Below are 24,491 nucleotides of genomic sequence, written 5' to 3' on the forward strand. Positions count from 1 at the left end.
GAATTACGTTCGCATGCGTAAGGCCAAGGAACCCGCACGCGAGAGGCAGCAAGGTGAAGCACAGGGCAGTGAAGCGCAGGACCGTGGTCATGGGCATCGGCGCCACGGCCGGTGTCGCAGCAGTCGGCGGCATCGCCCTCAGCGCGCAGGCGTCGAGCGACTCCTCGTCGGGCTCCTCGGGCTCCCTGAACTTCGACCCGGACGCCTACACGAAGCTGACGACCACCGTCACCGACACCGACGGCAACGACCACTCGGTGACGTACCACTTCTGGAAGGCGATCACCTATGTCGCCAAGCCGGTGGACGCCACCTACCAGTCGCTCGTCGTCAGCGCTCCCGTCGAGATCGACGGCAAGACGGTCGACCCGACGAACGCGCCGATCCTGTTCGCCAACTCCGTCGGCGGGTACATGCCCTCCTCCGTCGCGGACGCCACCGGTGTCGGCGCCGGCGGCATGACGGCCGGCGGCGGTGCCCCGAGCGGTGCGCCCACCGGCAGCGCCGCGCCCAGCGCCTCGGCCTCCACGACCTCCAACGCGAACGGCAACACCAACGCCACCGGCGGCGCCACCGCCTCCAACCAGCTGCTGGCCCTGGCCGCCGGCTATGTGGTGGTCGAGCCCGGCGCCCGCGGCCGTACCCTCAAGGACTCCGAGGGCGAGTACTACGGCACCGCCCCCGCCGCGATCGTCGACCTCAAGGCGGCCGTGCGCTATGTGAAGGCCAACCGCGGCCTCATCCCCGGCAATGTCGACCGGATCGTGTCGGCCGGGACCAGCGCCGGCGGCGCCCTGTCCTCGCTGCTCGGCGCGTCCGGCGACAGCCCGATCTACGACAGGTACCTCAAGGAGATCGGCGCGGCCGACGCCTCGGACGCGATCTTCGCGACCGGCGCCTGGTGCCCGATCACCGACCTGGAGCACGCCGACGGCGCCTACGAGTGGAACTGGGGCTCCAACGTCACCCAGTCCACCGGCAAGGTCGTCGACCAGACGGTGTCGAAGGACCTGCGGGCGCAGTTCGCCGAGTACCAGGCGGCCCTGAAGCTGCGCGGTCTGGACGGCTTCGGCCCGCTGACCGCCCGCAACTACGACGAGTACCTGCTCAAGCAGTACCTGGAGCCGTCGGCCACCACCTACCTCGCCGCCCTGTCGGACTCGGACCGCGAGACCTACCTGGCCGCCAACACCTTCATCACCTGGTCCGGCGGCAAGGCCACCTTCAGCTGGGACGACTACCTCACCCACGTCGGCGCCCGCAAGAAGACCACCCCCGCCTTCGACGCCTTCGACCTGTCCGCCGGCGAGAACAACGAGTTCGGAGCGGGTACGACCGAAAGCCGCCACTTCACGGCCTACGGCGCGAAGAACGACTCCACCGGTCTCAGCACCAAGCGGGTCGCGAGCGACATCCCCGAGAAGCTGAACCTGATGAACCCGATGTACCACCTGGTCGAGAAGGTCAACGGGAGGCGCTCGAAGCACTGGTGGATCCGTCTCGGCACCAATGACACCGACACCTCGCACGTCATCTCCGCGAACCTGGCGGCCCGCCTGGACAACCTCGGTGACGACGTGAACCACCTCTTCTACTGGGACCAGGGCCATGGCGCCAACACCGACCCGGGCGACTTCATCACCTGGATCGCCGAGGTGACGGGCTACGGCAAGGGCAACGGCAAGAAGGGCAAGCAGGCCTGAGAGGCGCTACGGAAGTAGGAAACCGCCGCGGAAGCAAGGGCCTCTCACGATCGAGACAGGCCCCTCACGCCCGCGACAGCCCCCTCGAACGCGGTGTCCTTTTCCCGTCTGTCCAAGGACACCGCCCACCCGTGCCGTCGGGCTCCAGCGCACCGGAGCCCGACGGCACGGGCCTTTTCGCACCCTTCCCTTCCCTTTCCGTTCAGACCAAGTGGGCTACGTCACAAGTCCCACTCACTTCTCCTACGGGTGTGATCAATCCGCAACCAATTCCGGTCTTGACCGAGACCCATCAACGGAGAGCGTGATTACGCTCCCGCTCATGGCCGTATTTCCCCCCACCGTCTCGCCCGTCTATGTCATCGGCGCCGGCCCCGGCGGGCTCGCCGCCGCGTACGCGCTGCGGGCCCGGGGCATACGTGCCGTCGTGCTGGAGAAGTCCGACGAGGTCGGCGCGTCCTGGCGTCGCCACTACGACCGGCTCCATCTCCACACCACCCGCCGCCTCTCCGCCCTCCCCGGGCTGCCCATGCCACGCCGCTTCGGCCGCTGGGTCTCCCGCGACAACGTGGTCCGCTATCTGGAGAAGTACGCCGAGCACCACGAGCTGGAGATCGTCACCGGCGTCGAGGTCTCCCGCGTGGAGCGCTCGCCCGACTGCGACGGCTGGCTGCTGCACGCCTCCGGCGGCCGGGAGCTGACCGGCTCGGCGGTGGTGGTCGCCACCGGCTTCAATCACACCCCGCGCATCCCCGACTGGCCCGGCCTGGACACCTACGGCGGCCGGTTCCTGCACGCCGGCGAGTACCGGAACGCCGAGCCCTTCGCCGGCCAGGACGTCCTCGTCGTCGGCGTCGGCAACACCGGCGCCGAGATCGCCGTCGACCTGGTCGAGGGCGGCGCCTCCCGGGTGCGGCTCGCCGTCCGCACGGTCCCGCACATCGTGCGCCGCTCCACCGCCGGCTGGGCCGCCCAGTACAACTCGATCCTGGTACGACGCCTCCCGGTGTCCCTCGTCGACCGGCTCGCCCGCACGATGGCCAAGGTCAGCGTGCCCGACCTGGCCGCCCAGGGCCTGCCCCGCCCCGACACCGGCCTCTACACCCGGGCCAGGCAGGGCGCCATCCCGATCCTGGACGTCGGCCTCATCGACGCGGTCCGGGAGGGGAAGGTCGAGATCGTGGCCGCCGTCGACGGCTTCGAGGACGGCAAGGTCACCCTCGCCGACGGCACCCTCGTCTCCCCCGACACGGTGATCGCCGCAACCGGATACATGCGCGCTCTGGAAGGCCTGGTCGGCCATCTCGACGTCCTCGACGACACCGGCCACCCGGTCACCCACGGCCCCCGCACCCCGAAGAACGCCCCCGGCCTGTACTTCACCGGCTACACCAACCCCGTCACCGGCATGTTCCGGGAGATGGCCATCGACGCGGAGAAGATCGCGAAGGCCGTCGCCAAGCGGCAGCGGGTGGCGTAGGCCGAGCCCTGCGCTCGTGCCAGGGCCCAGAACGCATCCCGTCGGGCGAGCGGGTGACGAAGGAGGTCCTGGCCGCCCTCGGGTAGCGGCAACAGGCGGGGCGAGAGGCGCTTTCGGCCCAACTTTGCGTGCAGACCAGTTCCTGACGCAGCGTCAGTTCAGTAATCTGACACAGCGTCAGTTAATTGTGCTGTCACACAGGAGCGGGCGGAACGATGCTTGGATCAACCCACGGCACCCTCACCACCGACTCCCGCCGGGCCCGGGTCATCGCCTGCGGTGAGCAGCGTCCCGGGCCCGCTGTCCACGGCCGGACAGCCGACGCGGACGAGCATGACGTCAGCGGACGGCCGCTGCACGCGGACGTACCTGATCTGGACAGGTTCTTCCGGCCCGAGTCCATCGCCGTGATCGGCGCCTCGGACGCCGAGGGGCGGCCCAACACCGGTATCACCCGCCAGATCCTCGACTGGGCCGAGCGGGTCGGGGCCCGGGTGCACCCGGTGCATCCGACCCGGCCGTCGGTCTTCGGCATCGCCTGCGCTCCTTCCGTCGCCGACCTGCCCGAGCAGGTCGATCTCGCCGTACTCCTGGTCGCCGACCCCCTTCCGGTGATCGAGGAACTGGCCGAGGCCAAGGTGAGGTTCGCCGTCGCCTTCGCCTCAGGGTTCGCCGAGACCGGCGAGGAGGGGGCGGCGGCCCAGGTCCGGCTCGCGGCCTCCGTGCGCCGCTCCGGGCTGCGGCTGCTCGGCCCGAACACCAACCTGAACGCCTTCGAGCGCTTCCGCGACGACCTGGACGGACCGGCGATCGCGCTGATCACCCAGTCAGGGCACCAGGGCCGGCCTGTCTTCGCCGCCCAGGAACTCGGCATCCGGCTCTCGCACTGGGCGCCGACCGGCAACGAGGCCGACCTGGAGACCGCCGACTTCCTCTCCTACTTCGCCGAACGCCCCGAGGTCGGCGCCATCGCCTGCTACGTCGAGGGCCTCAAGGACGGCCGCGCCTTTCTGCTGGCCGCCGACCGCGCGGCCCGCCGCGGGGTACCGGTGGTCGCCGTGAAGGTCGGCCGCACCGAGGCCGGCGCCCGCACCGCCGCAACCCACACCGGCAAGCTGACCGGCGCGGACGACGTGATCGACGCGGCGCTGCGCCAGTACGGGGTGATCCGCGTCGACGGCCTCGACGAACTCCAGGACACCGCCGCCCTGCTGGCCCGGGCGCGACCGCCGCGCGCCGACGGGGTGGTCGTCTATTCGATCTCGGGCGGCACGGGCGCGCACGTCGCCGACCTGGCGTCCGGCACGGGACTCCGGCTGCCGGTGCTGTCCGAGGCGCGCCAGGCCGAGCTGCACCAGTGGATACCGGAGTATCTCAGCGTGGCCAACCCGGTCGACAACGGCGGCCATCCGGTGGGCGACTGGCGCGGCCGGAAGATCATCGACTCCATCCTCGCCGACCCGGAGGTCGGCGTGCTGATCTGCCCGATCACCGGCCCCTTCCCACCGCTCAGCGACCGGCTCGTGCGGGACCTGGTCGACGCGGCCGAGGCGACCGACAAGCTGGTGTGTGTGGTGTGGGGTTCGCCGGTCGGCACCGAACCCGCCTACCGTGAGGTCCTGTTGGGCTCCTCCCGGGTCGCCACCTTCCGCACGGTCGGCAACTGCCTCACCGCAGTCCGCGCCTACCTCGACCACCACCGCTTCGTCCGCGCCTACCGCTCCCCCTTCGACGAGGCCCCGCGCACACCCTCCCCCTCGTACCGCAAGGCACTCGCGCTGATGCGGCCGGGACAGCAGCTGAGCGAGCACGCGGCGAAGCAACTGCTGCGCGCGTACGGCATACGGGTGCCGCGTGAGCAGCTGGTGACCAGCGCGGCCGCCGCAGTACGCGCGGCGGGGCTGGTCGGCTACCCGGTGGTGATGAAGGCGTCCGGCGCCCAGATCGCCCACAAGACCGAGCTGGGCCTGGTGAAGATCGGGCTGACCTCCGCCAGCCAGGTCCGGGACGCCTACCGGGAGCTGACCGACATCGCCCGCTACGAGGGGGTCACCCTCGACGGTGTGCTGGTCTGCCAGATGGTCGAGTGGGGCGTGGAGATGGTGGTCGGGGTCACGCACGACGCCCTGTTCGGGCCGACGGTGACCGTCGGGCTGGGCGGGGTCCTGGTCGAGGTCCTGCACGACGCGGCCGTACGCGTGCCGCCGTTCGGCGAGGAGCAGGCCCGGGCCATGCTCGCCGAACTGCGCGGGCGGGCCCTGCTGGACGGGGTCCGGGGGCGGCCGCCGGCCGACCTCGAAGCGCTCGTCGAGGTGGTCCTCCGCGTCCAGCGGATGGCCCTGGAGCTCGGCGACCAGCTCGCCGAGCTCGACATCAACCCGCTGATGGTGCTGCCCGAGGGACAGGGCGCGGTGGCGCTGGACGCGCTGGTGGTGTGCCGCTGAGATGAACATGCCCAATTCCCCCCGTGAGCCTTCAAAGAACGAAGAGCCGGAAATTTCCGTTGAGTCATTGGTACTGCACGCCACTGACAACCAGGTCGCGCAGATCACCCTCAACCGGCCCGAGGCCCTCAACGCCATCACCCCTGACCAGCGAGAACGCATCATCCAACTTCTTTCCGAAGCCTCCGCCGACCCCTCGGTGAGGGCCGTGGTCCTCACCGGAACGGGCCGTGGTTTCTGCGCGGGCGCCGACCTCCGCGGCGGCGCCACCGCCGAACGCCTACCCGGCGACGTGGCCCGCACCATCCGGCTCGGTGCCCAGCGTCTCGTCGCCGCCGTCCTCGACTGCGAGAAGCCGGTGATCGCGGCGGTGAACGGCACCGCCGCCGGCCTCGGCGCCCATCTCGCGCTCGCCTGCGACCTGGTCCTGGCCGCCGAATCCGCCCGTTTCATCGAGGTGTTCGTCCGCCGCGCCCTGGTCCCCGACGGCGGCGGCGCCTACCTCCTCCCCCGTCTGATCGGCCCGCACCGCGCCAAGGAGCTGATGTTCTTCGGCGACGCCCTCTCCGCCCCGGAGGCCGAACGCCTTGGCCTGGTCAACCGGGTCGTACCGGACGAGGAGTTGACCAGGACGGCACGGGACTGGGCCGTCCGGGTCGCCACCGGGCCGACACGCGCCCTCGCCCTGACGAAGCAGCTGGTCAACGCTTCCCTGGACAGCGACCGGGCATCCGCCTTCGCGGCCGAGTCCGCCGCCCAGGAGATCAACATGACGACGCGGGACGCCCAGGAGGGGCTACGGGCCTTCGTGGAACGCAGAAGCCCGGACTTCCACGGCCGGTGAGGCCGACCGGCCGACCGTCCACCACAGCCGGCCGCCGGCGGTCGGGCCGCCGCCTGCGCGACCGCCGCGTTCGGATCACCGGCCGACCAGACCGGCCGCCGGTCACGGAGCCGGTAACGGAGCCGGTCACCTGGCACTCCCCACCGCATGAGCGCAGCATACGAAGCAGCCGTACGCCCGTCCGCCAACGACCTTCCCATCTGACGTTCCGTCAGCTTCAATGAAGATGTGATGGGACACGCAGGAGCGGCCGCGGCGGCCGTTCGATATCTCAGGTCGGTTCCCCCGCCGGGGCCCGTGGAGGCCTTGCCACGCCCGGAGTTGCGGTGCGTGCACGCGGACGAGCGGGCGCCGGTCGACCCGACGGAGTTCCGGCGTGTGCTGGGGAACTTCGCGACCGGGGTGACCGTTGTCACCGCACCGGCCGCCGAAGGCGAAGCCTCTCCCGCCGGTTTCGCCTGCCAGTCCTTCTCCTCCCTCTCCCTCGACCCTCCCCTGATCTGCTTCATGGTCGGCCGGACGTCGACCACCTGGCCGCGCATCGCCCGCGCGGGCGTCTTCTGCGTCAACGTGCTCGGCGCCGGACAGGGCGCCCTGTGCCGCGCCTTCGCGGTGAGCGGCGCGGACAAGTTCGCGGGGGTCGCGTACGACACGGCCCCGGTGTCCGGCGCGCCCCGCCTGACCGGCGCCGCCGCCTGGATCGACTGCGCGATCCACGCCGTCCACACGGGGGGCGACCACCTGATCGTGGTCGGCCGGGTGACCGCGCTGGGCGCGGCCGAGACCCCCGACGGACCACTGCTGTTCCACCGGGGGCGGTTCACCGGGCTCGGACGGGACGGCTAGGGGTATCCCCTAGACGCCCAGGACGGGCACCGCGGTCACCGGCCGTCGCCGGATCACCAGCGCCATCAGCGCCGCCGCCGCGCACAGCGCGCCGGAGGCGTACCAGACCATGTCGTACGTGCCGAAGACATCGCGGGCGACACTGCCGAGGTAGGCGACGAGGGCCGCGCCGACCTGGTGGGAGGCGAGGACCCAGCCGAAGACGATGGCGCTGTTCTCGCCGTAGTGCTCCCGGCACAGGGCAAGCGTGGGCGGGACGGTGGCGACCCAGTCGAGGCCGTAGAAGACGATGAAGAAGATCATCGGGGGGTGGATGGCGGGGCCCAGCAGCATCGGCAGGAAGAGGAGGGAGAGGCCGCGCAGGGCGTAGTAGACGGCGAGCAGGCGGCGTGGTTCGAAGCGGTCCGTGAACCAGCCGGAGGCGATCGTGCCGACGACGTCGAAGACGCCGATGACCGCGAGCAGCGAGGCCGCCGTGGTGACCGGCAGGCCGTGGTCGTGGGCGGCGGGCACGAAGTGGGTCTGGACCAGGCCGTTGGTGGAGGCGCCGCAGATCGCGAAGGTGCCGGCGAGCAGCCAGAAGGGGCCGGTGCGGACGGCGGAGAGCAGCACCCCGACCGTGCGGCGCGCGGCTCCGGTGACCGGCGCCGGCTTCGGTACGAAGTCCGGTGCGCCGTACGGCTTCAGGCCCACGTCGGCCGGGTGGTCGCGCAGCAGCAGCCAGACGAAGGGGACGACCGCGAGGGCGGCGAGGGCGACGGTGACGGCGGCCGGACGCCAGTCGTACCTCTCGACCATCCAGGACAGCAGCGGCAGGAAGATCAGCTGGCCGGAGGCGGAGCCGGCGGTGAGGATGCCGCTGACCAGGCCGCGCCGCGTGGTGAACCAGCGGTTGGTGACCGTGGCGGCGAAGGCGAGGGCCATCGAGCCGGAGCCGAGGCCGACCAGCAGGCCCCAGCACAGCACCAGTTGCCAGGCCGCCGTCATCCACACGGTCAGGCCCGAGCCGACCGCGATCACGGTCAGGGCGACGGCCACCACCCGGCGGATGCCGAAACGGTCCATCAGCGCGGCCGCGAACGGTGCGGTGAGCCCGTACAGCGCGAGGTTGACGGAGACGGCCGCGCCGATCGTGCCGCGCGACCAGCCGAACTCCTGGTGCAGGGGGTCGATGAGCAGGCCGGGCAGGGAGCGGAAGGCGGCCGCGCCGACGATCGTGACGAAGGTGACGGCGGCGACGAACCAGGCACGGTGGACGCGCGGTGAGCGGGTCGGCTTCGAGTCCTCGACGGCTGCTGCGGCTTCGGTTGTCTGGGTCACGCCATAAAGCTTCGGCCGCGGGGTTCACTCCATCGAGTGGCCCGGAGGACAGTATCCGCTAGGATCGGGCCATGAGCAGTGGCAGTGACTCCGGCTTCCGCCCGCACCGAGTGGTCGTCCTCGCCCTTGACGGGCTGCTCCCCTTCGAACTGGGCATCCCGCACCGCATCTTCGGCCGGCCCAAGGACGCCCGGGGACGGCACCTGTACGAGGTCGTGACCTGTTCGGTCCGGCCGCCGGGGCCGGTCGAGACCGACGCCGACTTCGCGGTCCAGGTGCCGCACGGCCCGGAGGCACTGGCCACCGCCGACACGGTGGTCATCCCGGCGTCGTACGAGCTGGGCCCGGTCTTCGAGGAGGGCGTCCTCACCCCCGAACTGGCCGCCGCCCTCGCCCGCATCCGCCCCGGCACCCGGCTCGCCTCCATCTGCACCGGCGTCTACGTCCTGGCCGCCGCCGGCTACCTGGACAACCGCCCGGCGACCACGCACTGGGCCGAAGCGGACCACCTCCAGCGGCTGTTCCCACAGGTCAAGGTGGACGCGGACGTCCTCTTCATCGACGACGGAGACGTGCTGACCTCCGCCGGGGTGGCCGCCGGCATCGACCTGTGCCTGCACATGGTCCGCCGCGACCACGGCACGGCCGTCGCCAACGAGGTGGCCCGCCGTACGGTCGTACCCCCGCACCGGGACGGCGGCCAGGCCCAGTACATCCACCGCCCGGTCCCCGATCCTCAGGTCGCCACCACCACGGCCGCCCGCACCTGGGCGCTGGGCCGCCTCCACGAGCCCATCCAGCTGCGGGACATGGCCGAGCAGGAGGCCATGTCGGTACGGACCTTCACGCGCCGCTTCCGCGAGGAGACCGGTGTCAGCCCCGGCCAGTGGCTCACCCAGCAGCGCGTCGAACGCGCCCGTCACCTCCTTGAGTCCACCGAGCTCTCGATGGACCAGGTGGCCCGGGACGCCGGCTTCGGCACGGCCCAGTCGATGCGGCAGCACCTACAGACGGCGCTCGGCGTCACCCCGACCGCCTACCGCCGGACCTTCCGGACCGGTGCCGGCGAAGCCAAGGCCCACGGTGGTGCCGGCGTCCCGGGCTGACCGCCCGGCACGCCGGGTCTCGCCCCACCAGCCGATGATCCCGCTCAGCACCAGGGTCACGCCCACCCCGGCCAGGACGGCCGTGGACGGCGCCACCACCCGAAGCAACGCACCCGCGGGGGAACCGGTCGCCGCGTAACCGGCGCCCGCGGCCGCGTACATCACGGAGTAGCCGGCCCCACGGCGGTGCAGGCCCAGACCAGGATCTGCTTCGAGGCGACGTCGCGGTAGGTCATGGGACGACGGTAGGGGGGTGCCCCGACAACGCCGACAGGTTTTCCACAGCCCGTCGGCTACCAGCGGGGCGGGTTCACCGGAAGGTGAGCACCCCTCGTGCCACCCGGCCCGCCTCCGCGTCGGCGCGGGCCTTCTCGAAGTCCTCCACCGGGTAGGTCTCGGTCACCAACTCGTCGAGCATCAGGCGCCCTTGGCGGTACAGCTCGGCGTACAGGGCGATGTCCCGCTGGGGGCGCGAGGAGCCGTACCGGCAGCCCAGGATGGACTTGTCCAGGAACATCGAGGCGACGACGAAGGACGCCTCGGCGGTGGCGGCGGGCGTGCCGAGGAGGACGGCCTGGCCGTGCCGGTCCAGGAGGTCGACGGCCTGCCGGACCAGTTCGACCCGGCCGACGCACTCGAACGCGTGGTCCACACCGGTCGGCAGCAGGTCCTTCACCCCGTCCGTCGAGGTCAGGAAGTCGGTCGCGCCGAACCGCCGGGCCACCTCCTCCTTGGCCGGGTTGGCGTCCACGGCCACGATCCGCAGCGCTCCCGCGATCCGCGCGCCCTGAATGACGTTGAGCCCGATCCCGCCGGTGCCGATGACCAGCACGGTGTCGCCGCGGTCGACGCGGGCGCGGTTCAGTACGGCGCCCACCCCGGTCAGCACGCCGCATCCGATGAGGGCGGCCGAGGTCAGCGGGATGTCCTTCGGAATCCGTACCGCCTGCACGGCCTTGACGACCGTCCGTTCCGCGAAGGCCGAGTTGGACGCGAACTGGTAGACGGCCTGGCCGCTGCGCGTGAACGGTTTCTGCGGGCGCCCTATGGCCTTGCGGCACATGGTGGGCCGCCCACGGTCACAGTCGGCGCAGGCACCGCAGTTGGCGAGGGTGGACAGCGCCACATGGTCTCCGGGCGCGACATGGCTGACCCCCACACCGACCGCCTCCACCACCCCGGCACCCTCATGTCCGAGCACCACAGGAACGGGGAAGGGTATGGTCCCGTCCACCACGGACAGATCGCTGTGGCACAGCCCGGCCGCCGCGACGGAGACCAGCACCTCACCGGCTCCCGGCTCCCGTACCTCCAGATCGTCGACGACCTGTACCTGTTTTCCGTCGAACACCACACCACGCGTCACGACTCGACCCCCTTCGGTTCCCTCGGCAGACCGAGCACGCGCTCGGCGATGATCGTGCGCTGCACCTGGTCCGAGCCGCCGTAGACGGTGTCGGCCCGGGAGAAGAGGAACAGGTGCTGGGCGGTGTCCAGTTCGTACGGTGCGGTGGCCGACCAGTCGGCCGGGCCGACGCTCGCGCCGGCGCCGCGGACCAGTACGGCCAGTTCACCGAGCCGCTGGTGCCAGCCGGCCCACAGCAGCTTGGCCACGCTGGGCGCGCCGGGCTCGGCGGCCGAACCGCCCAGTGTGCGCAGGGCGTTCCAGCGCATGACCCGCAGCTCGGCCCACTGCCGCACGAGCCGTGCCCGTACGACGGGATCGTCGGCGGCGCCGTTCGCCACGGCGTCCCGCACCACCCGTCCCAGCTCCTCGGCGAACCCGATCTGCTGGGCGAGGGTCGACACCCCGCGTTCGAAGCCGAGCAGGCTCATGGCCACGCGCCAGCCGTTGCCCTCACCACCGACGACGTGCTCCACGCGCGCGTGGGCCCCGTCGAAGAAGACCTCGTTGAAGTCGCTGGTGCCGGTCATCTGGCGGATGGGGCGGACCTCGATGCGGCCGGGCTGGTCCATGGGCACGAGCAGGAAGCTCAGTCCGTGGTGGCGCCGTGAGCCGGGCTCGGTCCGCGCCAGCACGAAACACCAGTCGGCCTCGTGCGCGAGGGAGGTCCAGATCTTCTGCCCGGTGATGCGGTAGCCGTCCGTCTCGCGTACGGCCGCGGTCCGCACGCCGGCGAGGTCGGACCCGGCGCCGGGCTCGCTGTACCCCTGGCACCACAGCTCCTCGCCGGCGGCGACGGGCGGCAGGAAGCGCGCCTTCTGCTCGGCGCTGCCGTGGGCGATGAGCGTAGGGGCGAGCAGGTTCTCCCCGATGTGCCCGGAGCGCGGGGGCGCGGCCGACCGGGCGTACTCCTCGGCCCAGGCGACCTGCTGGGTGAGCGTGGCGGTCCGGTTCCCGTACCCGCCCTCCGCCCAGCCGAGCCCGATCCATCCGGCGGCCCCGAGAGTGCGTTCCCAACCACGCCGGTCCGCCTCGCTCGTGGCGTGCGCGCCGAGCCAGACCCGGACCTCCCGACGAAACGCCTCGTCCTCCGGCGCGAATCCGAACTCCACGGTGACCTCCAGAGATGCGTAGGGGTTACGGAACTACGGACGGGACCTGTGAGCGCCGACGACCCCGAGAAACCCAAGGGACGCGGGAACTGCGCGAACGACCACGATGGCGCCGCACTCGCGCACGCACGGCACCCCGCGACGGCGAGCAGGCGCCCGGGCCCCACCCATCCGCAGCCGCCACACAGCGCATCCCCTCCCTCAGGCGTTCGGCCGGCTTCCCGCCCGCGCCGCCGTCTCCATCGCCGCCACCCGCGCCAGCATCGGCATCGGGTCCGCCCCCACGCTCCCCGGCAGCACCTCCGCGATCCGTTCGGGGGTCCAGGACCCCTCGGTGGCGTACGCGGCGCGCAACTCCCTCGGCTGGGCCCAGACCGCGATCTTCGGCCCGGCCACCGTGTACACCTGCCCGGTGATGTCCGCGTCCCGGGCGGCGTCCGACAGCAGGTAGACCACGAACGCCGCCACGTCCTCCGGTTCGCCGATCTCCGTGAGCTCCGTCGGCACCCCGGCCGACATCCGGGTCCTGGCCACCGGCGCCACCGCGTTCGCGGTCACCCCGTACTTGTGCAGGCCGAGCGCGGCGCTGCGCACCAGCGAGATGATTCCGCCCTTGGCCGCGCTGTAGTTGGCCTGCGAGACCGAGCCCTGGTGGTTGCCGCTGGTAAAGCCGATCAGTGTGCCGGCGCGCTGGGTGCGCATCACCGCCGACGCCGCCCGGAACACCGTGAACGTGCCCTTGAGGTGGGTGGCGACCACCGGGTCCCACTCCTCCTCGGTCATGTTGAACAGCATCCGCTCGCGCAGGATCCCCGCCACGCACACGACCCCGTCGAGCCGGCCGTACGACGCCAGCGCCATGTCCACGACCCGTTGCCCGCCCGCCATCGTGGAGATGTCGTCGGCCACCGCGACCGCGTCCCCGCCCGCCGCCCCGATCTCCTTGACGACGGCCTCGGCGACCTCGCTGGTGGGCGATCCGCCGTCGACCGAGACGCCGTAGTCGTTGACGACGACCTTCGCCCCTTCGGCCGCCGCTCCCAGCGCGACCGCCCGTCCGATCCCGCGCCCCGCACCCGTGACGGCGACGACCTTGCCTGCCAAGAAGTTCCCCACGCCCGGCCCCTTCCCGCGGTTTCTGACGGACCGTTAGATTCTATGGCGCGCCGGATGCGCGGACACAAGCCCCGGGGAGGACCCAGATGTCACTGCCTACAGCTCATGCGGCGTTTCACGACATCGCCAAGCGCGTGAACAACTGGGGCCGCTGGGGCGCCGACGACGAGATCGGCACGCTGAACCTGATCACCGACGAGGTGGTGCGGGAGGCGGCGGCGACCGTCCGGACCGGCCGCCGCGTCCCTCTCGCGCTCCCTCTCCGGCAGGACGGCGTGCAGACCGGCATGATCCCGGGCCGGGTCAACCCCCTGCACACCATGGTGCAGATCAACCAGGAGCTCTTCGGCCCGGGGACGGTCGCGTGCAGCGACGACGCCGTGACCATGGGACTGCAGGCCGGCACCCACTGGGACGCGCTGACCCATGTCTCGCACTCGGGGAAGCTGTACAACGGCCGCCCGGCGCAGACCGTGACCGCGCACGGCGGTGCCGAGTTCGGCGGGATCGACAAGGCGCGGCACATCGTCTCGCGCGGGGTGCTGCTGGACGTGGCACGCGCGCGGGGGGTGGAGCGGCTGGAGGGGGGCCGTGCGGTCACGCCCGAGGATCTCGACGCGGCCGAGGAGCTGGCCGGGACCACGGTCCGCAGCGGTGACATCGTGCTGGTGCGGACCGGGCAGGTGCAGGTGTATCTCGCCGGGGACAGGCACGGGTACGGCTATCCGTCACCGGGGCTTTCGGTGCGCACCCCGGAGTGGTTCCGCGCGCGCGATGTGGCCGCCGTCGCCAACGACACCCTCACGTTCGAGATCTTCCCGCCCGAGATCGAGGACCTGTGGCTGCCCGTGCACGCCCTGGACCTGGTGGAGATGGGGATGCTGCAGGGCCAGAACTGGAATCTCGAAGAGTTGTCCACAGCCTGTGGAGAAACCGGCCGGTACGCGTTCCTGCTGTCCGCGATGCCGGAGCCGTTCGTCGGGGCGACGGGCACCCCGGTCGCCCCCGTGGCCGTGCTCTGAGGTCGGTGTGCCGCCGTTGCTCGAGGTCGAGGGCGGTGTCACGCCGAGACCGGCGTGACACCGCCTCTCCCCCATTCCCCCTGATACCCGGACGAATGCGCGCACCGGCCCGCCCCGAGCCCGGTCCCGCGCGCCTCCGTCCGGCTCGACCCACGCTCGACGAGGGCATCAAGCCCCTCGCCGTCCCCTCGCGGCGAATCGCAGACCTCAAGCGTGAGCAAACGGTCACAAGGCGTCAACACCGTTCGGGGTGTTAGGACTTATGCCCCGGCTCATCCTGGGCGCGCACAGATGCATTCTCCGGCGCATCACCGCACACCGGGATCACACCGCCTCGAACGCCAGCCCCTCGAACGAGGCCAGTCCGCCTCCGTACGCCACCGCCGCGCCCTGCCGGGGTTCCGAACACCGGTCGAGTTCGCACCAGATGCGCTTGCCTGCGCCTTCGGGGCTCCAGCCCCAGCGGTCGGCGAGCCCGTCGACGAGGGCGAGGCCCCGGCCGCCGGTCGCGTCACTGCCGACGCACCGCGGTACGGGCGCGCGGTCACTGCTGTCGGCGACCTCCAGCCGGACGGTGACCGATTCCTCGGCTTCCTCGGCTTCCTCGGCTTCCCCGCGGTCCGTGCCCGGCAGCGAGAGCCGCAGCACGGCCGGACAGCCGGTGTGCACCACGGCGTTGGTGACCAGCTCGGAGACGAGCAGGATCAGCGTCTCGGCGAGCGGCTCGTCCGCCGCTATACCGGACCCGGCGAGGCGCGAGCGCGCCCACCTCCTGGCCCGTCCCACCTCCGCGGGGTCGGGCCGGATCTCCAGCTGCACTTGAAGCACCTGCACCGCTCACACCATCCGAACCGGCGGACACATGAACCCGCGCCGAGCGAGCGCCACGGCGAGGACCGCGACGACAAGGACGGCGAGGGCCACGATCGTAGCCATTTTCTGCATGGCCAGAACAACGGCCAGAGCAAGGGTCACGGAACGTGATTCCCTTACGAGACAGCATGGTTGACGTACAGTCACCCCAACAAGCGCTTCGGGCATATTCCAGCGCGAAGGAGTACGCGTACGGCATACTGTGCGACGCTCGCTGCGGGGAGTCGAACAGGCGGGGGCGCAAGCCCTTACCGCCCAGCGAGGGGCGGTATGCACCCTGAACCGCGGGGCCGCTTCGACGGCACCGCCGGCATGGCTCGTCCTCGGAACCACTCGCATCTCACAGAAGGTACCCGAGGGGGCGCCCGACTCCAGGCCGTGACGAGTCACGCGTTGGACACAACCCGATATCAACGCTCCGTGATCCCCGGTATGCCACGATCCGTGACACCCCGGCGATCCGGGCCGCCGATTTAGCAGACCAGAGCCGTTTCGAACGCTCACCCGAGCAATTCGGCGGCAAGCGTCTCCTCACTCTCCGTGTTGCCACCACCACGCTGAGCCCGCACCCAGACCCTTTTCATGTGCAGATGCACCTGCGCCTCCCAGGTGAAGCCCATCCCGCCGTGCACCTGGAGACAGTCCCGGGTGCCGCGCACGGCGGCCTCGTCGGCGAGCAGCCGGGCCGCCGCGATGTCCACCGGGTCGGCGGTCACGGCGGCAGCGTAGACGGCCGCACGCGCGGTCTCGGCGCGCACCAGCATCTCGGCGCACAGATGCTTGACCGCCTGGAACGCCCCGATCGGCTGCCCGAACTGTTCGCGCGTCCTCGCGTGTTGCACGGCGAGCTCGCACGCGCGCGTGGCGGTGCCGAGCTGCTCGGCGGCGGTGAGGAGTACGGCGACCGGATCGGTGGCCACGGCCTCCGCCCCCGGCACCCGGTGCAGCGGCGTCAACGGGTCCACGGAGCACAGCGGTACGGCCCCCGACGCGTCCCCTCGTACGACGTCGGCCTCGGCCAGCCACTCCACCAGGCCGCCGTCCACGCGGGCCACCACGGCTTCCCCGGTGGCCGCGCCGGGCACGTCGGCCGCCGCGAGGTGGGTGGCCACCAGTGGGCCGGTCAGCAGGGCCCGGCCCGCCTCCTCGAAGACCAACACCGCCTCGGGCAGACCGAGTCCGACCCCGCCGTCCGCCTCCGGCAGCCGCAGTGCGAAGAACCCGGCCGCCCCCAGCTCGCGCCACAGGCCCCGGTCCAGACAGGGCGCGCCGACCGCCGCCCGCAGTGTCCCGCCGTCGAACCGGCGTGCGAGCAGCTCCCGCATCCCGTCCCGCAAGGCCCGCTGCTCGTCACTCAGTCGGAAGCGCATGCCCGTTCACCGCCCCTTCGGCAGCCCGAGGATCCGCTCGGCCACGATGTTCCGCTGGATCTGCGAGGTCCCGGCCGCGATGGTGTACGAGAGGGACGAGAGCCGGTCGAGGACCCACGGCCGGTCCAGGTCGAGGGCGTCCGGGCCGAGAACGGCGGCGGCCGCGTCGTACAGCTCCTGCCGCGCGTGCGAGTAGCGCAGTTTGAAGATCGAGCCGCCGACGCCGGGCACGCCCCTGCCCTCCGCCTCGCTGACGTTCCACTGGGTCAGCCGCCACAGTGCCCGGAACTCGGCGTTCAGCCGGCCGAGCCGGCGGCGCAGCACCGGGTCGTCCCAGGTGCCGTTCTCGCGCGCCACGCGCGCGAGGTCGCCGAGCACCCGGCGGCAGGCGACGACCTCGCCGACGAAGGCGGTGCCGCGTTCGAAGGAGAGGGTCACCATGGTGACGCGCCAGCCGTCGTTCTCGGCGCCCACCCGGTTGGCCACGGGCACCCGCACCTCGTCGAGGAAGACCTCGGCGAACTCCGCCGACCCGGCGAGCGTGCGCAGCGACCGTACGGTGATGCCGGGCGCGTCCATGGACATGGCCAGCCAGCTGATGCCCCGATGCCTGGGCGCCTCCGCGTCCGTGCGCACCAACAACTCGCACCAGTCAGCGACTTCCGCGTGCGAGGTCCAGATCTTGGAGCCGCTCACCACATAGTCGTCCCCGTCGCGCCACGCGCGCGTGCGCAGCGCCGCCAGGTCGGAACCGGCGCCCGGTTCGCTGAACCCCTGGCACCACACCTCGTCCCCGCGCAGGATCGGCGTCAGCCAGCGCGCCCGCTGCTCCTCGGTGCCCTCGGCGGCGATGGTCGGGCCCGCGTGCAGCAGGCCCACGAAGTTGGCGCCCACATAGGGCGCGCCGGCCTTCTCGGTCTCCTCGAGGAAGATCAGCCGCACGGTGGGGGACGCGTCCCAGTGGACGTCGGCGTACCCGGCCTCGTACAGCATCCGCTGCCAGCCGAGGTCGTAGGCGCGGCGGCCCGGCCAGTCCTCGGGGCGCGGCTTCGGCGGCAGGCCCGGCAGCGCCTTGGCGAGCCACTCCCGAAGGCGCGCCCGGAAGTCCTCCTCCTCGGGTGTGTACGACAGATCCACCGGCAGACACCCCCACGGAGCTGATGGTTCGTCAGATCTTGCAGGCTAGCCCCGCACCCCTGGACCGACAAGGTGCCAGGACCTACGATCTGACGACTCGTCAGTTAACGGCGGCAGGGGGCTCGGCCATGGACGAAACGAACGCAACCGCGCACGAGGCGAACGCCGTCGCGCGCGAGCTGAGTGCCTCCCGCACACTCTGGGACCTGGTCGCCCGCCGCGCCGAACTCACCCCCGGCCGCCCGGTGTTCCTCCAGGGCGACCGCACCCTCTCCTTCGGCGATCTACGCGCGCGTGCCGAACGCACGGCGGCCGGGCTGTACGGCATGGGCGTGCGCCCCGGCACGGTCGTCGCCTGGCAGCTGCCCACCCGCATCGAGACGGCTGTCCTCTCCTTCGCGCTGGCCCGCCTGGGTGCCGTCCAGTCCCCCGTCATCCCCTTCTACCGGGACCGCGAGGTCGGCTTCGCGCTGCGCGAGTCCAGGGCCGAGTTCTTCGCCGTACCGGGCGTGTGGCGCGGCTTCGACCACGCGGAGATGGCACGGCGACTCGGCGCGAAGGGGGTTTTCGAGGCGTACGACGGGTTGCCCGACGGCGATCCGGCCGTGCTGCCCGCCCCGCCCGCCGAGGGCACCTCCGTCCGGTGGATCTACTGGACCTCGGGAACCACCTCGGACCCCAAGGGCGTTCTCCACACGGACCGTTCACTGATCGCGGGCGGTTCCTGCCTGGCGCACGCCCTGCGGCTCACGGCGGCCGACGTGGGCTCGATGGCGTTCCCGTACGCGCACATCGCGGGCCCCGACTACACGGTGATGCTGCTGCTGTACGGCTTCCCGGCGGTCATGTTCGAGCAGTTCGCACTGCCGGACGCGCTGCCGGAGTACCGCAGGCACGGGGTGACGGTGGCGGGCGGATCGACGGCGTTCTACTCGATGTTCCTGGCGGAGCAGCGCAGGCAGCCGGGGGTTCCGTTGATTCCCTCGCTGCGGCTGCTGGCCGGCGGCGGGGCGCCCAAGCCGCCGGAGGTGTACCACGCGGTGGTGCGTGAGATGGGGGTGCAGCTGACGCACGGGTACGGCATGACCGAGGTGCCGATGATCACGATGGGGGCGCCGGACGACACGGCGGAGAACCTGGCGACGACCGAGGGGAAGCCGCCGCAGGGGATGGAGATACGGATCGCCGCGGGCGGTGAGGTGCGGCTGCGCGGGGAGGCGGTGTGCCAGGGATACCTGGATCCGGCGCAGACCGCCGAGGCCTTCGACGAGGACGGGTTCCTGCGGACCGGTGACCTGGGACATGTGACCGAGAGCGGTCATCTCGTGCTCACCGGCCGCCTCAAGGACGTGATCATCCGCAAGGGCGAGAACATCTCGGCGAAGGAGATCGAGGATCTGCTCGCCGCGCATCCGGCGGTGGGCGATGCGGCGGTGGTGGGGCTGCCGGACGCGGAGCGCGGGGAGCTGGTGTGCGCGGTGGTCGAACAGCCGCCGGGAGCAGCCGCGTTGACGCTCCCGGAGGTGGTGTCCTACCTGCGTACGGAAGGGCTGTCGGTGCACAAGCTGCCGGAGCGGCTGGAGGTGGTGGACGCCCTTCCGCGTAACGAGACCCTGCGCAAGGTCCTCAAGTACAAGCTGCGCGAGCGGTTCTCGGCGGCTTCCGCGCCGCGGAGCCCAAGGACTGCGGCACCGGGAAGCGCTACTCCGGGATCGTGAAGTAGCGGGCGAACGCCGGCACGATCTCCGTCTCCGCGACCTTGCCGTCGCCGTCGATGTCGAGGCCTGCCGCGACCGCCTGCGCGATCTCCGGGGGGACCCCGAGGACGCGCAGCACGCGCACGGTGTCGGCGACGGCCGCCGTGCCGTCGCCCGCGGTGTCCGCGAGGGCGAGGGCCGCGTGCAGGAAGGGGCGCGCGATCTCGCCGAACCGGTCGGGGTTGTCGTGCAGCCGCTTGACCGCGCCGCTCACGAACTCCTCGCGGGTGATGCGCTGGTCGCCGTCCCGGTCCGCCATGCCGGCCATGCCCTGCCAGAAAGCCTCCGCACCGGCGTACAGGGCCTGGCCCTTGTCGGAGCGGGCGGGAACGCCGAACTCGGCGAGCAGTGCCTTGGCCGCCGCGTTGAAGTCCTCGCGGGCGATCCAGCCGTTGCCGTCCTGGTCGAAGGTTGCGAACCGGGCGGCGATCCGTCGCTCGTGCTCCGTGCTGACCATGTGTGTTCGAGCCGCCTTACGTGACGTGGGGGTTCCTCTCGCGGCGAGCCTACGACGCGGGCGGCCGCCGGGGAGCCGGAAAAAGACCCTTGTGCCAAGACCGGGGGAATTCTGCGACAACAATGTGGCACTGTCGTGATCGTCGGCCATGGGGGGGCGTGAGCCTACGCCGAGAGCGGGCCCTCCTCGTCGCTGACCGCGCTGTCCATGTCCGGGTACACGTCGAACAGCCGTCGTACGCCGAGGGCCCCGAGGACCCGGTTGACGTGAGAACCGTCACTCGCGCCCTGGGCGGGCAGTATCAGCCGCAGCCGGCCCCGGCAGGAGCGGATCAGACGGCGGGCGGCGATGAGGACGCCGACCCCGCTGGAGTCGCAGAAGAACACGTCGGAGAGGTCGAGGACCAGGCTGTGATGGCCCTCGGCCACCGCGTCGTGCACCCGCTGGCGCAGCACCGGCGAGGTCACCAGGTCCAGTTCGCCCGACACCCCGAGCACGGCCCACTCACCCTGTTCGACGCCGGTCACCTTGAAAGCCACGGCTCAGCCCTTCGCTCGCCGGATCTCCGGAACCGCCCGGAAACGGAGCCAGTTCCTTCGCTTCTTTTCGCGCGGCTGCCCAGCCGCCGTTCCCCGAAACCCCGGATGACAAACGAGCGATGATCAGGAAGGGTCTTGTTTCGGTCACTGTCGATCCTGTTCGATCAGAAACAGAGGATTCGCTCGAAGCCGGCTGTGTCCCCGAAGGACCCCTACCACTCGCGGTTCCTCGGGGGGCGCACATTGCCATAAAGGGGCGTGCGTTGTCGGACGTGCCGACTACATTCGAGGAGACAGTGGAGACAGGCTGGACACGGGCACGGGGAGGGGGCCGCATGGCGAAGAAGGACGTACCGCCCCGCTGGGACCGCAAGATGCAGCAGCGGCTCGCACGCGGCGAGGCGGCCGCCCTCGGTGAGTTCTACGACCGCTTCGCCTCGCTGGTGCACGGCCTCGCCCACCGCGTCCTCGGGGACGAGCGGGCCGCCGACTCCATAACCCGCGAGGTCTTCGCCCACGTCTGGGAGCATCCGGACGCCTACGACCCCAGACAGGGCCCGCTGCGCTCCTGGGTCGCCGCGCTGACCCACCGGCTCGCCGTGCAGCGTCTCAGGGCCACCGAGACCGCCGCGCTCACCCCGGGCGACACCGGCTCGGAGGCCACCCAGGAGCTGGAGCGCAAGGTGCGGCGCGCCTCCGTCGCCGCCCGCGCGGACTACATCGTGCACTCCATGCCGACCCCGCTGCGCGCCGCCCTGGACCTCGCCTACTTCCAGCGCCGTGACTACCGCCAGACCGCGGTGGACCTCGGCGTCACCGAGGACGAGGCCCGCCGCCGGCTGCGCCTCGGCCTGCAACTGCTCTCCACCGCGCACGACGCCGGGAGACCGCCCGGACACGGAGGTGCGGTGTGACCGGCGCCGGCCCCTTCGAGGCGCACGACGGCACGGGCTCCGGAGACGGAGCCGGAGCGGGCTCCGGAGACGGGGCCGGAGCCGGTGACGTGCCGCGCGACGGCAGCGGCGAGCCGGGCGGCCCGCCGCGCATACCGCTGCCCCGGGCCTCCGTCGAGGACACCGGCCAGCCGTTGCCCGAGGTGGACGACGAGCTGCCGCCGGTACCGATGGAGTTGCCGCACGACGTCCTGAAATCGCTGCTGGGGGCGTGGGCTTTGGCCGCCTGCTCGACGGCGGAGGCCCTCGCCGTCGAGATCCACCTCGGTGACTGCGGGGCCTGCGCGGACGAGGCCCGCCGGCTGCGCGAGGCGGTCGGCCTGCTGCACCAGCCGGAGAGCCTCGACCTCGACCCCGGCCTGCGCACCCGCGTCCTGGAGGCCTGCCTGGACCGCCGGCCACCGCGTATCCCGATCCCCGAGTGGGCGGCGCCCTACGACGCCGAGACCGCCCGCCTGGACGCCCTCCTCCAGGACTTCGGCGACGCGGAGTGGCACGCCCCGGTACGGCTGCGCTGGTTCGACGGCGCGGCGCAGACCAGCCGCCGTACGACGGTCGCCGGGGTGATCGCTCACCTGCTGTCCGTCGACGGCCTGGTGGCGGCGGCGCTCGGTCTGGACGACCCCCTCGGGGAGGCGCCCGCACAGGGCGCCGCCGCCCGCACCGAGGCCTTCTGGCAGGCCTCGCACTTCCCGCCGACCCGTGCGGTGCGGGCTCCCTGGCGGGAGCAGAGCCACCGGGTCGTGCAGACCGTCTCCTTCACCGGCGGCGGCGCCGGGCGCCTCGGGGTGTCGTACGGCGACTTCGCCCTGCCGTTGCACGACGCGATGCTGGACCGTGCCTTCGAATGCTGGGTGCACGCGGAGGACATCGCGGAGGCCGTGGACTACCCCTACGGGCCGCCTGCCCCGAGGTACCTGCACCGGATGATCGACCTCGCGGCACGCATGCTTCCCGCCGCGCTGGCGGCGCGCCGGCAGGCGGGTCTTGCGGCGCCCGGTCCGACCCCGCACCTGGTCCCCGCGGGACAGCCGGGCCGAAGCCTGCGGCTGGAGATCGAGGGCACCGGGGGCGGCGAGTGGCTGATCCCGCTGGACTCGCCGGGGGCGGTGGGCTCGGAGAAGTTCGAGGTGGCGCACGTGGCGCTGGACGACGTGGAGTTCTGCCGGTTGGCCGCGGGCCATGTACCGCCGGAGGACGCGGCGGCGGGGCAGCTGGGAGACAGGGCGGCGATCAGGGACGTGCTGTTCGCGGCGGCGAGCCTGAGCCGGATGTAGGTGCCGGTTCGCGCCAGGGGCGAGGGTGGTTCGGTCGTGCGGCGGCTGCGGGTGGTTCGTGGCTGGTCGCGCAGTTCCCCCTGCGCCCCAAGGAAACGCCCGCATCTCTCAGGGGCGCGGGGAACCGCGCGAACGGCCCCCACGCACCCGCAGTCGCACCACGACCGAACCGCCCCGCCCCTTGGGCGAAGGCACCCGCCCGAAACAGCCGTCAGGCGAAGACGACCGTCCGTCGGCCGTTGAGCAGGATGCGGCGCTCCGCATGCCACTTCACCGCCCGCGCCAGCGCCTGGCACTCCACGTCGCGCCCGATCGCGACCAGCTGGTCCGGGGTGACGCCATGACCCACCCGTTCGACCTCCTGCTCGATGATCGGCCCCTCGTCGAGGTCCGCCGTGACGTAGTGCGCCGTCGCCCCGATCAGCTTGACGCCCCGCGCATGCGCCTGGTGGTACGGCTTCGCGCCCTTGAAGCTCGGCAGGAACGAGTGGTGGATGTTGATGATCCGGCCGCTGAGCTGCTTGCACAGGTCGTCGGAGAGGACCTGCATATAGCGGGCGAGGACCACCAGTTCGACGTTCTCCTCGCGGACGAGCTCGAGGAACCGTGCCTCCGCGTCCGCCTTGGTCTCCTTCGTCACCGGGATGTGGTGGAAGGGGATGTTGTACGAGCCCACCAGCTCCGCGAAGTCGGTGTGGTTGGAGACCACCGCGGCGATCTCCACCGGCAGCGCACCGATACTCGCGCGGAAGAGCAGGTCGTTCAGGCAGTGCCCGAACTTGCTGACCATGAGGACGACCCGCATCCGCTCGTCGGCCCGATTGATCTGCCAGTCCATGTGGAACGAGTCGCCGACCGCCGCGAAACTGGCCCGCAGCTTGTCGACCGTCACCGGCTCGTCGGCGGAGAAGTGGACGCGCATGAAGAACAGACCCGTGTCGTGGTCCCCGAACTGCTGGCTGTCCTCGATGTTGCAGCCGGTCATGAAGAGGTAACTCGACACGGCGTGCACGATGCCCTTCTTGTCCGGGCAGGAAAGGGTGAGGACGTACTGGTCGGCCGGGGCGGCCTGGGCTCGGGTGGACTGCTCAGTCATGCACCACAGAATCTCATGCCCGCCCGCCCCTCGGCGGTCAGCGTCCGCTTCGCGGACTCACGCCGCCCGGGTCACGATCCGCAGCACCTCCAGGCTGCGCGGCGGGATGTCCGGATCGTCGCCGTCGCTCGCCGCCAGACGCATGTGCGCGTCCCGGGCCGCCCGCACCGCGTCCGGCCACGCCTGGTGGTCGAGGTACGCGGAGACCGGCGCGTCCGGCCCCACCTGGTGCATGATCCGCAGCACCCGCAGCACGGCGGTGTCGACCAGCGCCGCCTCCTGCGAGTCGCGGAATATCGTCCCGACGTATTTCTCCGCGGACCAGTTGTCCAGCCAGGTGTCCTCGACCAGCCGGTAGACCGCGTCGGTCACATCTCCGTACCCCTCCTGGCCGGCCAGCCAGACGTTCCGCTGGAAGTCCGGGTCGGAAAGCATGTGCAGCGCGGAGCGCACATTGCTGCGCCAGCGCCACCACGGCATGTCATTGAGTGGCATGCCGCCCATGGTGGAGGAGCGACGGCCGCGACGGGAAGAGTTCTCCGAACCTTGCACGGTCATCGATCGTACGTTCCTCGCCACTCGCCCGTAACCGCCCCCCGTAATTCACCCGCACATCACTCTTCGTCGACCATGG

21 protein-coding genes are annotated in these 24,491 nt (G+C 71.5%); 10 read left to right on the forward strand and 11 right to left on the reverse strand.

Annotated features, from left to right (window positions below; translation table 11 throughout):
* Window positions 1-89: 89 nt before the first annotated feature.
* The 5 genes from ACZ7OO_RS19795 to ACZ7OO_RS19815 all read left to right on the forward strand — a co-directional run bounded on the left by ACZ7OO_RS19795 (window position 90) and on the right by ACZ7OO_RS19815 (window position 7,317).
* Window positions 90-1,703: a subtype B tannase gene (locus tag ACZ7OO_RS19795; RefSeq protein WP_471506473.1), complete on the forward strand. Its 1,614-nt coding sequence runs from the start codon at window positions 90-92 to the stop codon at window positions 1,701-1,703.
* 322 nt (window positions 1,704-2,025) lie between these two features.
* Window positions 2,026-3,183 (forward strand): flavin-containing monooxygenase, encoded by a 1,158-nt coding sequence (locus ACZ7OO_RS19800; RefSeq protein ID WP_471506060.1) that lies wholly within the window; start codon window positions 2,026-2,028, stop codon window positions 3,181-3,183.
* Window positions 3,184-3,398: 215 nt separating this feature from the next.
* Window positions 3,399-5,627, forward strand: a complete 2,229-nt coding sequence (locus ACZ7OO_RS19805) for an acetate--CoA ligase family protein (protein ID WP_471506061.1) — start codon at window positions 3,399-3,401, stop codon at window positions 5,625-5,627.
* Window positions 5,628-5,634: 7 nt separating this feature from the next.
* Window positions 5,635-6,471: an enoyl-CoA hydratase/isomerase family protein gene (locus ACZ7OO_RS19810; protein ID WP_471506062.1), complete on the forward strand. Its 837-nt coding sequence runs from the start codon at window positions 5,635-5,637 to the stop codon at window positions 6,469-6,471.
* A 231-nt stretch (window positions 6,472-6,702) separates the two neighbouring features.
* Entirely contained in the window at window positions 6,703-7,317 is a 615-nt protein-coding gene (locus ACZ7OO_RS19815; protein ID WP_471506063.1) for a flavin reductase family protein, read from the forward strand.
* A 9-nt stretch (window positions 7,318-7,326) separates the two neighbouring features.
* Here ACZ7OO_RS19815 and ACZ7OO_RS19820 read toward each other — a convergent pair whose 3' ends face one another.
* The gene (locus ACZ7OO_RS19820) at window positions 7,327-8,637 is read right to left on the reverse strand and encodes an MFS transporter (protein ID WP_471506064.1); all 1,311 of its coding nucleotides are present in this window, start codon (window positions 8,635-8,637) and stop codon (window positions 7,327-7,329) included.
* 71 nt (window positions 8,638-8,708) lie between these two features.
* Between ACZ7OO_RS19820 and ACZ7OO_RS19825 the strand changes: the two genes are divergently transcribed.
* On the forward strand, window positions 8,709-9,743 hold the full coding sequence (locus ACZ7OO_RS19825; protein WP_471506065.1) for a GlxA family transcriptional regulator: 1,035 nt from the start codon (window positions 8,709-8,711) through the stop codon (window positions 9,741-9,743).
* Between the two features lie 310 nt (window positions 9,744-10,053).
* Here ACZ7OO_RS19825 and ACZ7OO_RS19830 read toward each other — a convergent pair whose 3' ends face one another.
* The 3 genes from ACZ7OO_RS19830 to ACZ7OO_RS19840 form a co-directional block, all read right to left on the reverse strand.
* Window positions 10,054-11,109 carry a Zn-dependent alcohol dehydrogenase gene (locus ACZ7OO_RS19830; protein ID WP_471506066.1) on the reverse strand — a complete coding sequence of 352 codons (1,056 nt, stop codon included), beginning with the start codon at window positions 11,107-11,109 and terminating at the stop codon, window positions 10,054-10,056.
* Entirely contained in the window at window positions 11,106-12,260 is a 1,155-nt protein-coding gene (locus ACZ7OO_RS19835) for an acyl-CoA dehydrogenase family protein (protein ID WP_471506067.1), read from the reverse strand. Before ACZ7OO_RS19835 ends, ACZ7OO_RS19830 begins: the two co-directional genes overlap by 4 nt.
* A gap of 201 nt (window positions 12,261-12,461) precedes the next feature.
* Window positions 12,462-13,376 carry an SDR family NAD(P)-dependent oxidoreductase gene (locus ACZ7OO_RS19840; RefSeq protein WP_471506068.1) on the reverse strand — a complete coding sequence of 305 codons (915 nt, stop codon included), beginning with the start codon at window positions 13,374-13,376 and terminating at the stop codon, window positions 12,462-12,464.
* An 86-nt stretch (window positions 13,377-13,462) separates the two neighbouring features.
* Here ACZ7OO_RS19840 and ACZ7OO_RS19845 point away from each other — a divergent pair, with 86 nt between their 5' ends.
* The gene (locus tag ACZ7OO_RS19845) at window positions 13,463-14,398 is read left to right on the forward strand and encodes a cyclase family protein (protein ID WP_471506069.1); all 936 of its coding nucleotides are present in this window, start codon (window positions 13,463-13,465) and stop codon (window positions 14,396-14,398) included.
* 324 nt (window positions 14,399-14,722) lie between these two features.
* Here the strand turns inward: ACZ7OO_RS19845 and ACZ7OO_RS19850 are convergent, their stop codons facing one another.
* From ACZ7OO_RS19850 to ACZ7OO_RS19860, 3 genes are all read right to left on the reverse strand, one after another.
* Window positions 14,723-15,217, reverse strand: a complete 495-nt coding sequence (locus tag ACZ7OO_RS19850; RefSeq protein WP_471506475.1) for an ATP-binding protein — start codon at window positions 15,215-15,217, stop codon at window positions 14,723-14,725.
* A 554-nt stretch (window positions 15,218-15,771) separates the two neighbouring features.
* A complete protein-coding gene (locus ACZ7OO_RS19855; RefSeq protein WP_471506070.1) occupies window positions 15,772-16,641 on the reverse strand; it encodes an acyl-CoA dehydrogenase family protein in 870 nt (289 codons plus the stop codon).
* Window positions 16,642-16,647: 6 nt separating this feature from the next.
* Entirely contained in the window at window positions 16,648-17,778 is a 1,131-nt protein-coding gene (locus ACZ7OO_RS19860; protein ID WP_471506071.1) for an acyl-CoA dehydrogenase family protein, read from the reverse strand.
* 128 nt (window positions 17,779-17,906) lie between these two features.
* Here ACZ7OO_RS19860 and ACZ7OO_RS19865 point away from each other — a divergent pair, with 128 nt between their 5' ends.
* Entirely contained in the window at window positions 17,907-19,496 is a 1,590-nt protein-coding gene (locus tag ACZ7OO_RS19865) for a class I adenylate-forming enzyme family protein (RefSeq protein WP_471506072.1), read from the forward strand.
* Here ACZ7OO_RS19865 and ACZ7OO_RS19870 read toward each other — a convergent pair.
* Complete coding sequence (locus ACZ7OO_RS19870; RefSeq protein ID WP_471506073.1) at window positions 19,480-19,992, reverse strand: EF-hand domain-containing protein; 513 nt, start codon at window positions 19,990-19,992, stop codon at window positions 19,480-19,482. The genes ACZ7OO_RS19865 and ACZ7OO_RS19870 overlap by 17 nt on opposite strands.
* Window positions 19,993-20,156: 164 nt before the next feature.
* Entirely contained in the window at window positions 20,157-20,531 is a 375-nt protein-coding gene (locus tag ACZ7OO_RS19875; protein WP_358916663.1) for an STAS domain-containing protein, read from the reverse strand.
* 335 nt (window positions 20,532-20,866) lie between these two features.
* On the opposite strand from ACZ7OO_RS19875, the gene ACZ7OO_RS19880 reads away from it, so the two are divergent.
* Together ACZ7OO_RS19880 and ACZ7OO_RS19885 are read left to right on the forward strand one after the other, a co-directional pair.
* Window positions 20,867-21,445, forward strand: a complete 579-nt coding sequence (locus tag ACZ7OO_RS19880; protein ID WP_471506074.1) for a sigma-70 family RNA polymerase sigma factor — start codon at window positions 20,867-20,869, stop codon at window positions 21,443-21,445.
* Complete coding sequence (locus tag ACZ7OO_RS19885) at window positions 21,442-22,761, forward strand: maleylpyruvate isomerase N-terminal domain-containing protein (protein WP_471506075.1); 1,320 nt, start codon at window positions 21,442-21,444, stop codon at window positions 22,759-22,761. The genes ACZ7OO_RS19880 and ACZ7OO_RS19885 overlap by 4 nt, the downstream gene beginning before the upstream one ends.
* A gap of 211 nt (window positions 22,762-22,972) precedes the next feature.
* Here the strand turns inward: ACZ7OO_RS19885 and purU are convergent, their stop codons facing one another.
* Complete coding sequence (gene purU / locus ACZ7OO_RS19890) at window positions 22,973-23,857, reverse strand: formyltetrahydrofolate deformylase (RefSeq protein ID WP_471506076.1); 885 nt, start codon at window positions 23,855-23,857, stop codon at window positions 22,973-22,975.
* A gap of 57 nt (window positions 23,858-23,914) precedes the next feature.
* Entirely contained in the window at window positions 23,915-24,415 is a 501-nt protein-coding gene (locus tag ACZ7OO_RS19895) for an SCO4402 family protein (RefSeq protein WP_471506077.1), read from the reverse strand.
* Window positions 24,416-24,491 lie beyond the last annotated feature (76 nt).

Source organism: Streptomyces sp. NPDC111744 (assembly GCF_055634995.1).